The sequence below is a fragment of the Microcystis aeruginosa NIES-4325 genome (assembly GCF_008974145.1).
GTDB lineage: Bacteria > Cyanobacteriota > Cyanobacteriia > Cyanobacteriales > Microcystaceae > Microcystis > Microcystis aeruginosa_G.
Window position 1 is genome coordinate 14,140 of record NZ_BJKP01000006.1, and the last position, 14,373, is coordinate 28,512.

The following is a 14,373-nucleotide window of genomic DNA, read 5'->3' on the forward strand; positions in this document are numbered from 1 at the left end:
AGCAATTCTCCCCACGATAGCAAATTTTCTCGCCCTTGAATGCTCGTAATGAACTGCAATCCCGAAAAAAATGTCAAGAATTGTCACCTATAGTCCCTCTCATACCCTTGTACCTACCTACGAGTGTTTCAATCGTTGCAGTTATTGTAATTTTCGCAGGGATTTAGGCACTGATGGCTGGTTAAGCTTGGAAAAGGCCAAAGAGATTTTAACTGCTTTGCAGGGTTCAGAAATTACGGAAATTTTAATTCTTAGCGGGGAAGTTCATCCTTTAGCAGCCAATCGAGAGTTATGGTTTCGGCATATTTATAATTTAGCAGCATTGGCTTTAAATATGGGTTTTTATCCCCATACCAATGTGGGTATTTTAACTTTTGCCGAGATGGAAAAACTGAAAAATGTCAATCTATCTATGGGCATAATGTTAGAACAAATGACGGTGACTTTATTAAATACTGTCCATCGTCATGCCCCCAGTAAATTGCCGTCCCTGCGCTTAGAACAGTTACAATGGGCGGGAGAATTAGCAATTCCTTTTACCACGGGGTTATTATTAGGAATTGGTGAAACGGAATGCGATCGCTTAGTGACCTTAGAAACTATTGCCGCCATTCATCAACGTTGGGGACATATTCAAGAAGTGATCCTACAACCCTACAATACTGGGAAAAAAGAACAGTGGCAAAATAATCCTTTTGATCTGCAAAAACTGCCCGATCTAGTTAGACAAGCTAGGGAAATTTTGCCCCCAGATATTGTCATTCAAATTCCCCCGAATCTAGTACCCGATCCTCTTTTTATCTTGGATTGTTTGGCGGCAGGAGCGCGGGATTTAGGCGGTATTGGCATTATCGATGAAGTTAATCCCGATTACCTCCATTTACACCCTGATAAATTAAAGGAATTTTTAGCAATTTCTGGCTGGGAATTAAAGGCGCGCTTACCAGTTTATAAGTAAGAGTAAATGGGAAAGTATCGCCCTAATCTAGTTTAAAATATTAAATATAAATCTCAAGACAAAACTTGCTCAAAAACCTTATTTATCCCAGCATAATATCTCGATCAAACTCAAGAATAATTTCCCAAAAACCCAGCAACTTTTTTGACTATAATAACGACAAGATTATCAGTATACCCTTAGACTATCCTATGATCAGCCCGATCTCGATCGCAATATATATTTATGAAATTTAGTGAAATTGCCCAAAAATTAAGCCCTTTAGTCTCTGCTCAAAGTTTGACCGCCTATCCCGACAGAAATCCCCAAATTAAAGCCATAACTCCCATCGAAACCGCCCTAGTCGATACCATTAGCTATATCGAAGGGGGAAAATTTGCTGCCTTTGTCGCCAAAACTGAGGCTACTGCCCTAATTCTGCCTCTGGATACCAATTTACAACAACAGGCCGACGAACGCGGCATCGCTTGGTTAGCTAGTGCCAATCCCCGACTTTTATTCGCCCACGCCATCAAATTATTCTATCAACCCTTTCAGCCCCAACCCTACATTCACGCCACCGCCGTGGTGCATCCATCGGCTAAAATCGGTCATAAAGTTGCCATCGGGGCCCATGCCGTAGTGGAAGCCAATGTCATCCTCGGTGATGGGGTGTGCATTCATCCTAACGCCGTTGTTTACCCCGGGGTGTATATTGGCGATCGCACAATTCTCCACGCTAACTGTACCATCCATGAACGGGTACAAATCGGCAATGATTGCGTTATCCACAGTGGCGCTGTTATTGGTGCCGAGGGCTTCGGTTTTGTGCCTGTTCCCGAAGGCTGGTTTAAGATGGAACAATCGGGTATCGTGGTCTTAGAAGATGGGGTAGAAATTGGCTGCAATAGTGCCGTGGATCGCCCGGCAGTGGGAGAAACCCGCATCGGCAGCCAGACTAAGATCGATAATCTCGTCCATATTGCCCATAATTGCCAAATTGGCCAAGCTTGCGCCCTAGCAGGACAGGTGGGCATGGCAGGAGGCGTAAAAGTAGGCAATCGCGTTATTCTAGCAGGACAGGTGGGCATTGCCAATCAAGCAGTGATCGGGGACGGTGCGATCGCAACAGCCCAAGCTGGCATTCACAACGATATCAGGGCAGGAGAAGTGGTTTCTGGTTCTCCTGCCATGCCGCATAAACTATTCCTCAAGGTAGCAGCCGCTTACAAGCGTTTACCCGAAATCTATCAAGCGGTTAAGCAGTTGCAAAAATAGCCCTATTCAGGAAACAGGAGACTCCGAGACAGGAGACAGGAGATTATTTTTATTTATTCTCCCCACACCCCACACCCCACACCCCACTCTCCACTTCCCCATCTCCCTACACCCTACACCCTACACCCCACAACCCGATCAAAGTGACTCGCAAAAGCAAGGGCGCTATCGCCGCAGGACATCCAAAAACTGCTGAAGCTGGACAATTAATCTTAGAAATGGGCGGCAATGCCTTCGATGGGATTGTTGGCTCGATTTTAGCGGCTTTCGTGGTCGAATTCACCCTCGCTTCCCCGGGTGGCGGCGGTTTTTTACTAGCACATACCAAAGAAAAAGTCAATACCCTTTTTGATTTTTTTTGTCAAACTCCCAAATCTAAAAAACCCTTGACAAATATCGACTTTTACCCTGTGGCGATCAATTTTGGTGGTGCTAGTCAAGATTTTCACATCGGACGAGGTGCGATCGCCACTCCTGGTGCATTACGAGGATTGGAAACAGTGCAGAAAAAACTGGGAAAATTGCCCTTGGCCGTGGTAGCGGAACCAGCGATCGAATATGCTCGTCAAGGCTACATTTTGAGCCAATATAACGGCTTTTGCCTGGGTTTACTCGCTTCGATCCTGCTCAAAGATAGAGAGGGTTTAAAAGTCTATGCTCCCCAAGGAAAACTCCTGCAAGCTGGTGATCGCTGTGTGATGAGGGATTTTGCCAACACCCTAGAGGAATTAAGCAAAAAAGGCGTAAAAGACTTTTATGAGGGAGAAATCGCCCACCAAATCGCCAAAGATATGCAGGAGGGCGGTTATCTTACCCTAGAGGATTTAAGTCATTACCAAGTCCTTGAGAGAAAACCCCTAAAAAGCCAATATCGGGGTTACGAAATCCTGACTAATCCGCCTCCTAGTTCTGGAGGAATTCTCCTAGCTTTTGCCCTAAAATTACTGGAAAAGGTCAATTTATCGGTTTTAGAGCCTCTAGGAGCCAAACATCTGCAAATTTTAACGGAAGTAATGGCCTTAACCAATCAAGCGCGCGCCCAAGGCTACGATAATTTTATCCATCAGGAGGGAATCGCAGAGCAATTTCTCTCACCAGAATTTCTAGGTCAATATCCCAATAAATGGGGCAGTACCACCCATATTAGCATTATCGATGGGGAAGGTAATGCCGCCAGTGCCACCTTTTCCAACGGCGAAGGATCAGCCTATACCGTGCCGGGGACAGGAATTATGCTCAATAATATGATCGGGGAAGCGGACTTAAATCCCTTTGGTTTTCACAATTGGCCCGTTGATCGTCGTTTATCCTCAATGATGTCCCCGACGATGATTTTAGAGTCCGGAAAGCCGCGATTTGTTCTCGGTTCTGGGGGTTCCAATCGCATTCGCACCGCCATTTTGCAAGTTATTAGCAATTTAATCGATTTTCGGAAATCTTTACCCGATGCGATCGGTGCCTCGCGCATACATTGGGAAAATCAACAATTAGGAATTGAACCCCTAGAAGATCAGGAAAATATGCTCAAAAATCTGGTTTTACCCGCAAATACTCAAGTATCCCAGTGGCAAGAACAAAATATGTTTTTTGGGGGTGTGCATGGGGTGGCAGTGAATGATTGGGGGGAGTTAACCGCTACGGGCGATCCGCGTCGGGATGGAGTAGGATTAGTGATTAGTAATTAGTAATCGGCCAACATAGTGGTGTGAGCTTATTTACTTCTTATCGTTTACTGTTTACTTTTGAGATACTCATGTTGCTCTTGCGTTATGGTATTACCGTGAGTGCGGTGCTTGGGTTGATTTTCTTGGCTGAATCCTCGGTTAAGGCACAAACTCAGTCCGCTGCCGATTTATTGAAGAAACCCCGACCTGCTGCCAATCCAGTTTCTCAATTACCCAGTCCCTCGGCGGCACCGGCAACCACGGCAGCAGATCCCAAAGCCCCCAATTATCTTAATCCTAGTGGCAATCCCCTAATTTTTCCCACCAAACCGGATGAGGTGAATATTAGGGTAGTACAACCGCTCACCTTAAATCAAGCGATCGAATTAGCTTTAAAAAATAATCAGACCTTACAGACGGCCCGGGTCGATTTAGAAATCGCTCGCGCCCAATTAAAAGAACAACAGGCGGCCTTATTACCCACGGCCGAAGCGGAAACCAGTCTCACTCAAGATCAATCGGCAGCTGCCCAAAGACAGAATAATTTGGCTCGTCAACAGGGAATCCCAGCAGTTACACCGGAAGATAGTACCAACTTTCTGGGTAGTGTTCGGATTGTCTATGGGGTTTATACAGGGGGTGAACGGACAGCCCAGATCAAAAGAGCCGAAAAAGTGATCCGACAACGGGAATTAGAGGTGGAAAGAGTCTCGGAACAAACTCGTTTTGATGCCACCGATGCCTATTATGAATTGCAGAGGGGTGATGCCCAAGTAGCGATCGCCCAAGCCTCGATCGAAGATGCTAGTCAAAGTTTACGGGATGCACAATTATTGGAGCAAGCGGGACTAGGAACCCGATTTGCTGTTCTACAGGCGGAAGTTGACCTAGCCAACGCTAACCAAGACCTAACCCGGGCGATTTCTACCCAGCGTATTTCCCGACGGCGACTGGCACAGATATTGAGTGTCGGTCAGCACATTGAGTTAACGGCTGCCGATGAGATTCGCGAGGCGGGAACTTGGGGCTTAAGTCTTGATGATAGTATCGTTTTGGCCTACAAAAATCGCGCCGAATTAGAACAACAACTCTTACAGAGGGAAATTAGCGCAGAAGACCGCTCGATCGCTATTTCGGCGGTGATTCCTCAAGTAGACCTTTTGGGTCAGTATAATGTTCTTAACGATCTCAGTGATGATGCCGGTTTTGGCGATGGTTTTAGCGTTGGCGGCCGGATTCGTTGGACTTTCTTTGATGGTGGTCGTGCTTTTGCTCGCGCTCGTCAAGCGGAAAGAAATATCGATCGCGCCGATACGGAATTCTCCCTCCGTCGCAATGAAATCCGCCTTCAGGTGGAGGAATCTTACTATAATTTGATTTCTAACCAAGAAAACATTAAAACCTCACAAAAAAGCATTGAATCAGCCACGGAAAGTCTGCGATTAGCCCGTTTACGCTTTCAGGCGGGTGTGGGAACCCAAACGGACGTTATCAACTCCCAACGGGATTTAACCGATGCCAGAAGTCGTTATCTACAGGCGATCGTCGATTATAATAGATCCTTGAATAGTCTCCAGCGATCGATTAGTAATTTACCGGATAATCGTTTGTTTGAAGTGCGTTAATTGTGCGATTTATTGATCTGTGGTGTGGGGGGAGATGGCCAAATCTCCCCTATTTTAACGGGTTTCGATAGATCACCGGGTTAGGCGATCGTTCCCGTCAGGGGGGAACTAGGACTAGCATAGGACTTCATCGGCATTCTTCCCGCTAAATAGGCTAAACGTCCCGCTTTTGCCGCCATTCCCATGGCTTGGGCCATCATAGCCGGATTGGCCGCCATAGCGATCGCACTGTTAATTAATAAAGCATCAGCCCCCATTTCCATGGCCCGGGCTGCTTCTGAGGGTGTACCGATCCCAGCATCGACCACCACGGGAATTTGGGCGGATTCGATGATAATCGCGATATTTGCCTCATTTTTCAGCCCCTGTCCCGACCCAATCGGCGATCCTAGGGGCATAACCGTGGCGCAGCCAGCTTCCTCTAAACGTTTGGCTAAGAGAGGATCGGCGTTAATATAGGGCAGTACGGCAAAACCTTCTTTAACTAATTGTTCGGCCGCTTGCAAAGTTCCGATCGGATCGGGTAATAAATATTTAGGATCGGGAATAACTTCGAGTTTAATAAAGTTATTGTCTTCCTGTCCCAATAATTTAGCCATTTCTCGCCCTAAACGGGCCACCCGAATCGCTTCTTCGGCCGTTTGACAACCGGCAGTGTTGGGTAACATCCAGATTTTCGACCAATCGATCGCCTCTGCTAATCCCTCATGACCGGGTGCGTTCGTTTGTACTCGTCTAACGGCAACGGTGACAATCTGACATTCACTGGCACTAATACTTTCCTGCATAGTCGTCAGATTGGCATATTTGCCAGTCCCAGTCATCAAGCGGGAGTAAAAGGTTTTCCCGGCAATGGTGAGACTATCATTCTGGGGTGATAAAAGCACTTGGGGTTTATTCTCAATAATAGTTAAGGACATAGGTGGAATAGTAACTGGTGATGGTTGATTAAAGCGATCGCAGCGAAAATGGGTCAAAATGGGATTAACTTTGTCATTAATCACCAGGTCAGCAATCAGGGAAGCAGTAACAGGAGCGAGTAAAATGCCATTGCGATAGTGACCGGTGGCTAAAATCAGGTTATCACAGCTACTGCGGCCTAAAATGGGCAATTCATCGGCTGTACCCGGACGGAATCCCCACCACATCTCCTCGATTTCCCAGTCAGCTAAAGGGGGATAGAGACGGGTAGCACGCGCAAAAAGGGTTTGTAGTCCTTGGGGTGTATTACCCGTTTGCCAGGACACTGTTTCGGAAGTGGCCCCGATAATTAAACGACCATTGCGACGGGGAACCAGATAGGTTTGGGGACCGAATAAAACCCTAGCTAAGGTCTGGTTAGGGGGCATTTTTACCGCAGCCATTTGACCTTTGACGGGATGGATGGGGAGGGGTAAAAGTTGACTGGCCCAGGATCCCGCCGCTAAAATATAAATTTTTGCTTCTAATTCCCCAATTGAGGTATAAATACTCTTGACTTTTCCCTGCTTTTGTTGTAGGGCGTGGACTTCTACCCCTTGGCGAATTTCTACCCCTAAATTTTCGGCCGCTTGTTGCAGCGCAGTCACTAGCTGCCGGTTGTCCACTTGTCCATCGTCGGGATACCACCAACCACCGACCACATCTTTACCTAGTCCGGGTTGGTAGAGGTGAACTGCATTGCTGTCTAACCAAATTTTATTAGCTGTATTGGCAGTAAAAGACTGATCTAGCTCGTAAACGGGAGCAAGAATACCACAGGGATAGTAACCGCTATTTATCCCCGTTAAATCCTCGATTTTGCGGCTCCATTCTGGATATAACCAGCGCGATTGTAAACAAAGATCGAGAAACGGACCCGGGGGAATCCCTTCCGCATGGGGGGCCAACATTCCCGCAGCCGCACGACTAGCGGCCTGAGCTATATCTCGAACTAGGAGGGTAACTTTTGCCCCGCGCAATTGCAAATCGACGGCGATCGCTAATCCGATGATACCACCGCCCAGGATCAAAATTTCGCTAGTTGAGTTCATAAAAGTCTCTGGCACCGAAAAGAATTACTGGAATGACAAGCAATTAGAAGTTAAAACAAGAAAGACGTAGTAAAATAACATATATATTTTTTTATCCCAATTAATCATAATTTTTAGCTTGATTGACTGCTAAACTCGCAATTAGTGGGCCGAGAGGGGGAAGAAGTGAGGCTACTGGCATAATTTAAGCTTAAGATGATTTGTAGTCAATCTTTTCTAAGCTTCCCTTTTTCTTTAGAGCTTATGACTTCCCCTGCTGTCGATCGAGTTTATCAAGGTCAATTCGGAGAGTTTACGATTACGAATAGCGATCGCCTAGGGGTGCGTCTCTACCGTCTGGGGTTAAATTTAGCGGCTTTTAGTTTCGCTGTCGCTACAATTATAGTTCTCACCGGACCGCAATTATTGCCCCTGACCAACCTTTTATACATTGGTTTTTGTCTGGGGTTAGGCATCAGTTTATTGACTATCCATATATATTTAATTCCCCTCCATCGTCTCCTGCAAGTTTTTTGGCTAATCGGGGCGATTACTTCCCTGATTTTCAGCCTTTATTATCACCTTTCTCCCCTAGAATTTGTCTATAACCACCCGGTGAGTTTATTCGGTGTCGGCTTTATTTTTGCTAGTCTCACGGGGATTTATTTCAAAGAAGCTTTTTGTTTTAATCGTCTAGAAACCAAGTTTTTAACCCCTCTAGTTCCCACCCTTTTACTCGGTCATCTTTTGGGGATATTGCCCCTAAATTGGGAAAAGGGGCTATTAATTCTCTGGGCGACTTTATTTGTTATCTTTGCTCTGAGAAAGTTAAGCCAACCTATCCCCAACGATATCGGTGATAAATCCGTCTTTGAACATCTTAATCATTGACTAACTCTCCAGAGATTAAAATCTATTCTAAGATACAGTCTTGCGGGCGGGTGAGTGGAACGAACCACGGAGACACAAAGATCGATCACTACTATATAAGTTAAACTGATCGGGTTTCAGCTTTTTGTTCTTTATCTCTTTCTGGTTTATTCTTGGTCAGTAATCAGTAAGCAGTAATCAGTGAAAAGACAGTGGGAAACTTCTATTTAATACTGTCACTTAAAACTCAAATCTGATAACTGATAACTGATAACTGATAACTGATAACTGATAACTGATAACTGTTACTTATCTGGAGTCCTCGATGGTAGCAGGATTAGCAGTATTGGGAGTCTTGCTAGTGAACATTTGTATTAGACTAAAACCGACAAAAGCGAGTAAGGCTATGCCACCAATAGTAGTAACAATTTTACCCACGAGATTTTCTGTGCGGGGTTGTTCGGGGGCATCCTCATTGGGATCCTCCGAATGGGCAAAACGATTGTAGAGGAAATCGAGGGCTTCATTGCGGAGTTCGTAGTAACGGGGATCCTCGGTAATTTGGGAACGAATCCGAGGACGGGCAAAAGGCATCTTTAACACCTCCCCGATTTTAGCGCTCGGGCCGTTGGTCATCATCACCAAGCGATCGCACAAGAACAAAGCCTCATCGATATCGTGGGTAATCATCAACACGGTTAACTGGTGTTCTTGCCAGATTTTCAGCAATTCTTCCTGTAATTCCTCTTTGGTGATCGCATCCAGGGCCCCAAAGGGTTCATCGAGGATGAGGACTTGGGGACGAATGGCCAGGGCGCGGGCGATCGCAACCCGTTGTTTCATACCTCCCGATAATTGGGGGGGTTTTTTCTGGGCTGCTTCTGTCAATCCCACTAAGGATAGATTTTCTTCCACGATCTTCACCTTCTCAGCCTGAGATTTTTCGGGATAAACCGAATTAACCCCGATATAAACGTTCTCAAAGGCGGTTTTCCAGGGCAAAAGGGAATAATTTTGGAATACCATCATCCGGTCTGGTCCTGGTTCCTTAACCTCTTTATCCTGTAGCAGCACTTGCCCACGACTAGGAGAAGAAAACCCCGCCACCATATTTAAAAGGGTCGATTTACCACAGCCGGAGTGACCGATAATGCAGACAAATTCCCCCTCATTAACTTGCAGATCCACACCGTCTAAAACGGTGTAAACCCCTTCGGGAGAGGGGTATTCTTTGGCAACATTACTAACTAATAAAAAAGGCTGGGTGGTGGTGCTGGAATTCACGGTCTTATCGGTAAAAGTTTGCATATTCGTCCTAGATTTATTTTAAGGTGGGCAAAGCCCACCACAACCATTAATTAGCGACAGGATCATCGAGGAGAACTTCTGAGATGCGATAATCGCGACGGATGGAAAAACGTTCCAGATAGCCGATCGGATCGTCGGGATTGAAAATAAGATGATCAAAGAGGGCGAAACTGTGGCGATCGGGTTCCAAATCGGGAAGGCCCAGGGACCGGCAAGCTTCGCCAAAAAGATCGGGACGACGGACGCGTTCAATCACTTCTACCCAGTTGCGGGGGAAAGGCGCGTAACCCCAACGGGCAAGCTGAGTTAAAGTCCATAGGGCCTCACTCCGGCCCGGACAGTTAGCTTGATCGACGTAAAACTGATTAAATCGGAAAAGGGGTTCGGGGGCAGTTCCTAAACCGCGGTCGTAACCATCGAGGAAACCGGGGCGAATAATTGCGCTATCCACGCCCACATACTGGGGCTGACTGAGAATATTAACGATTTCTTCTCGATTACGCCGATCATCGCAGTATTCACAGGCTTTAATTAAAGCTTTCACCATGGCGATATGGGTTTCGGGATGTTTCGCCGCCCAAGTTTCCCTGACCCCCAGTACTTTTTCCTGGTGTCCGGGCCAAATATCAAGATCGGTGGCGATAACGTAGCCTAATTTTTCCTGAACGGCGTAGGAGTTCCAGGGTTCCCCCACACAATAACCGTCGATCTTACCCGCTTTTAGCAGGGAAACCATCTGAGGCGGCGGAATTACGGCTAAATTCACATCACTATCGGGATCGATGTCGCCACTAGCTAACCAGTAGCGTAACAGCAGATTGTGCATGGAGGCGGGGTGAACCATGCCAAAAGTGGCGATTTGATCGGGACTTTGCTGGAGGGCATCCTTTAAGTCCTCCAGTTTTTCTACCCCCAATTCCCTGTATTTATTGCTGAGGGTGATGGCGTTACCGTTGCGACTGAGTACCAAGGCGCTAATGACGGGGACAGAGGGCTTATTGCCGGCCCCAATGGTCATGCTGAGGGGCATTCCCGCCACCATCTGGGCTGCATCGAGACGACCGGTGGCTACTCCTTGGGCGAGTGCTTTCCAGTTGGGTTCCCGTTGCAGGACAACATCCCCTAATCCTTCCTCGGCGAAGAAACCTTTCTCTTTGGCGATAATAATCGGGGCGCAATCGGTGAGGGGGATAAAACCGATGGTGGGATTGGTTTTCAGTCGGGTAGCTTGGCCGATCACTGTTACTGGTTCGGTGGGTTGGCCGACTTTCTTCGATCGCTTCTGTTGGTTGAGGAAGTAAACGATCTCGTTACGGAGGGCGTAGTAACTGGGGTGATTAACTACTTCCAAACGATGCCGGGGCCGGGGAATGGGAACATCGAGAATCTGACCGATATGGGCCTCTGGACCGGTGGTTAACATCACCACTCGATCAGATAGTAATAGGGCCTCATCTACATCGTGCGTGACCATGATACAGGTAACGTGGCTTTCCTCGACGATTTCCATCAAACGTTCCTGTAAATTGCCTCTGGTTAACGCATCCAGCGCCCCAAAGGGTTCATCGAGTAGCAGGACTTTTGGCCGTAGGGCTAAAGCACGGGCGATCGCTACTCGTTGTTTCATGCCTCCCGATAATTCTCCCGGTCGTTTGTTGGCGGCATGGCGCAGGTGTACCATATCGATACTATGTTCGATGACACTTTTGCGTTCAGCAGCCGGTAGATGACGCAGGACACGGTTAACTCCTAGGGCGATATTTTCCCGGACGGTTAACCAGGGCAGCAGCGAATAATTCTGGAACACCACCATGCGATCGGGACCGGGACCTTTAATTTCTTTTCCCTCTAAAATCACCCCTCCCACCGTCGGGCGATCGAGTCCGGCGACCATATTTAAGAGGGTGGATTTCCCGCAACCGGAGTGACCGATTAAAGAGATAAATTCCCCTTGAGTAACGCTGAGATCGATATTTTTCAGGGCGATATATTGACGGCCATCGGGCAGAGGGAAAACCTTATCAATGTGATCGACTTCAATAAATGCAGACATTTTCAGTAATCAGTTATTAGTTATCAGTTATCAGGAATCAGCTTCTGAAGGCAAGAGGCAAAAGAAAGAATCTGGCAATTCTCCTATCTAACAAGAAGGTTAGAAACTAGGTAGATCAAAGCTTTTAGCTTAACAAATTAGGTTTTAGATTCGGTCTTTGTTATCGGGGGTGAGGTGGGTTGGGTGGCTAATAATTTAGTTTTGAACCTCACCCACTTTTATTTACTTGTAACAAACTTATTTATTTTCTTCGGGTACAACTAATTTAGCAATGTAGGCCATGAGGCGATCGAGTAGGAAACCAACAATACCCACATAAATCAGGGCGAGGATAATTTCACTGATCATGGAACTATTCCAAGCATCCCAGATAAAGAAGCCAATTCCCACGCCACCGATCAGCATTTCCGCCGCTACAATCGCCAACCAAGATAAACCGATCCCGATTCTTAATCCGGTGAAAACGTAGGGAACAGTAGCGGGAAAAAGAATGTTGAAAAAGTATTCAACTTTGGATAATTTTAGCACTCTAGAGACGTTTTTATAGTCTTGGGGAACCTGTTGTACTCCCACGGCAGTGTTAATAATAATTGGCCAAATTGCTGTAATAAAAATTACAAATATGGCACTAGGTTCGTTATTGCGAAAAGCCGCTAGGGAGATGGGTAGCCAAGCTAGGGGGGGAACGGTACGCAGGATTTGGAAAATCGGATCGATCGCATCATAAATTAGGGCGCTGCTACCGATTAAAATACCCGCAGCGATGCCAACAATAGCGGCAAGGGTAAAACCGACGGCCACCCGTTGTAAACTAGCGAAAATTTGCCAGAATAAACCCACATCTGTGCCACCATTATTAAAAAAGGGATTAACAATTAATTCCCATGTATCGCTAACCACTTTAGTGGGACTAGGGAGGGGGGCATCGGGACTAAAACATAGTATTTGCCAGATGAGGAGGAAAATTAATAAAGCAATCGCCGAAGTTGCTAGTTTGGGTAATTTTTTTTGCAGGTCTTTTACCCATTTCGGACCTTGAGAACGACGAGAAATAGAAACAGCCATAATCAGTTATCAGTTATCAGTTATCAGTTATCAGTGGTGGAGTGGTTCAGTTATCAGTGATCAGCATCAGTGATCAGTTATCAGTTATTAATTACCAGTTATGAGCAAATCATCTTTAACTGTTGACTGGTTACTGATCACTGCTCACTGATTTAAACCTTTTTAATCTTGAGAGATTTCAGGTAAGCGGTGGGATTTTCGGGGTCAAAAGTAACACCATCAAAGAAAGTTTCCACACCGCGAGAGGTAGAGGTGGGAATTTGATCGGCCGGAACATTGAGGGCTGTGGCGGCTTCTCTCCAGATATCTTCCCGGTTAACTTTATCAACTAAAGCTTTGATGTCTGTATCGGCGGGAATATAGCCCCAACGGATGTCTTCAGTCACAAACCAAGTATCATGACTCTTGTAGGGATAGGAAGCGTTATCAGCCCAGAATTTCATGGCTACGGGGCTATTTTCGATCGTGCGACCATTGCCGAAATCGATATTACCCTGCATTCTTCCCAAGATATCGGCGGGGTCAATTTTCAGCCATTCCCGTCCCGCAATAATCTCGCACATTTCCTTCACATTAGCGGGATCATTGCACCATTGCTGCGCTTCCAGAACAGCCATGGTTAAAGCTTTTGCCGCTTTGGGATTTTTATCCACCCAATCGGCGCGTAAAGCGAAGGCTTTTTCGGGGTGATCCTTCCACAGTTCCCCAGTTATCAGGGCTGAATAACCGAGTTTTTGCTTAACCAGTTGCGCGTTCCAAGGTTCCCCCACACAGAAAGCTTGCATCGTGCCGACTTTCATGTTAGCCACCATTTGTGCCGGAGGAACAACAATTAGGGATAGATCTTTATTCGGATCAATGCCGCCAGCGGCTAACCAATAGCGCATCCAGAGATCGTGAGTACCACCGGGGAAAGTCATGGCGGATTTAACTTCTTTGCCCGCAGATTTAGCTTTAGCGAAGGATTCTTTCAGTACACCGCTATCGAGGGCAACTTTTAGATCCATGTATTCGTTAGCCACAGAAATCCCTTGACCGTTGGTATTCAAACGCGCCAGAATATACATTGGTACGGGCTGTTTGGTGATTTTGCCCAAGGTCATTAGGTAGGGCATGGGGGATAAAATATGCGCCCCATCGATACCGTTACCCGCCGAACCTAATTCGAGGTTATCCCGGGTTGCAGCCCAAGAGGCTTGTTTCATCACCTGTACATCGGGCATCCCGTGTTTAGCGAATAAACCTTTTTCTTTGGCGATAATTAAGGGGGCAGCGTCGGTGAGGGCAATAAAACCTAGTTTAGCGGTGGTGACTTCGGGAGTTTCTCCACCAGCAACGGGGGAAGCGGCAGGACTGCCGGCCGGGGAGGGACTGGTCGCGGTATTATTGGGAGTGGCGCAACCATGCAGAATTGCGGTTCCTACGGCAGTTGCCCCGGCAGTGAAGATAAATCTACGTCTAGAAAGTTTACTCATGGACTAACAAATCGTGATTAGAAACTAAACAAAGGTGATGAAACGGTGAAAAGTTCTCATTACTTCCCCCAACTGACTGCGGTGATAACCGAGAAAATTTCTTCAAA

Annotated in this window: 10 protein-coding genes; 5 read left to right on the forward strand and 5 right to left on the reverse strand. The window is 46.6% G+C overall.

Features of this window, described 5'->3' with window-relative positions; all coding sequences use genetic code 11:
- Positions 1–70 precede the first annotated feature (70 nt).
- The 4 genes from cofG (at position 71) to MiAbW_RS04760 (ending at position 5,504) form a co-directional block, all read left to right on the forward strand.
- The gene (gene cofG, locus MiAbW_RS04740; protein WP_151695140.1) at positions 71–958 is read left to right on the forward strand and encodes a 7,8-didemethyl-8-hydroxy-5-deazariboflavin synthase subunit CofG; all 888 of its coding nucleotides are present in this window, start codon (positions 71–73) and stop codon (positions 956–958) included.
- Between the two features lie 225 nt (positions 959–1,183).
- A complete protein-coding gene (gene lpxD / locus MiAbW_RS04745; protein ID WP_151695141.1) occupies positions 1,184–2,215 on the forward strand; it encodes a UDP-3-O-(3-hydroxymyristoyl)glucosamine N-acyltransferase in 1,032 nt (343 codons plus the stop codon).
- A 143-nt stretch (positions 2,216–2,358) separates the two neighbouring features.
- On the forward strand, positions 2,359–3,900 hold the full coding sequence (locus tag MiAbW_RS04755) for a gamma-glutamyltransferase (protein ID WP_151695142.1): 1,542 nt from the start codon (positions 2,359–2,361) through the stop codon (positions 3,898–3,900).
- A 68-nt stretch (positions 3,901–3,968) separates the two neighbouring features.
- A complete protein-coding gene (locus MiAbW_RS04760) occupies positions 3,969–5,504 on the forward strand; it encodes a TolC family protein (protein ID WP_151695236.1) in 1,536 nt (511 codons plus the stop codon).
- Between the two features lie 80 nt (positions 5,505–5,584).
- Here the strand turns inward: MiAbW_RS04760 and thiO are convergent, their stop codons facing one another.
- Positions 5,585–7,516, reverse strand: a complete 1,932-nt coding sequence (gene thiO / locus MiAbW_RS20410) for a glycine oxidase ThiO (protein WP_151695143.1) — start codon at positions 7,514–7,516, stop codon at positions 5,585–5,587.
- Between the two features lie 243 nt (positions 7,517–7,759).
- On the opposite strand from thiO, the gene MiAbW_RS04770 reads away from it, so the two are divergent.
- Positions 7,760–8,386: a DUF2301 domain-containing membrane protein gene (locus MiAbW_RS04770; RefSeq protein ID WP_151695144.1), complete on the forward strand. Its 627-nt coding sequence runs from the start codon at positions 7,760–7,762 to the stop codon at positions 8,384–8,386.
- A gap of 288 nt (positions 8,387–8,674) precedes the next feature.
- Here MiAbW_RS04770 and MiAbW_RS04775 read toward each other — a convergent pair whose 3' ends face one another.
- From MiAbW_RS04775 to MiAbW_RS04790, 4 genes are all read right to left on the reverse strand, one after another.
- Positions 8,675–9,673: an ABC transporter ATP-binding protein gene (locus tag MiAbW_RS04775; protein WP_151695145.1), complete on the reverse strand. Its 999-nt coding sequence runs from the start codon at positions 9,671–9,673 to the stop codon at positions 8,675–8,677.
- Positions 9,674–9,719: 46 nt separating this feature from the next.
- Complete coding sequence (locus MiAbW_RS04780) at positions 9,720–11,726, reverse strand: ABC transporter ATP-binding/substrate-binding protein (protein ID WP_151695146.1); 2,007 nt, start codon at positions 11,724–11,726, stop codon at positions 9,720–9,722.
- Between the two features lie 237 nt (positions 11,727–11,963).
- Positions 11,964–12,791, reverse strand: coding sequence for a nitrate ABC transporter permease (gene ntrB / locus MiAbW_RS04785; protein WP_151695147.1), 828 nt, complete (start codon positions 12,789–12,791; stop codon positions 11,964–11,966).
- A 152-nt stretch (positions 12,792–12,943) separates the two neighbouring features.
- Positions 12,944–14,266, reverse strand: a complete 1,323-nt coding sequence (locus tag MiAbW_RS04790) for a CmpA/NrtA family ABC transporter substrate-binding protein (protein ID WP_151695148.1) — start codon at positions 14,264–14,266, stop codon at positions 12,944–12,946.
- Between the last annotated feature and the right edge of the window lie 107 nt (positions 14,267–14,373).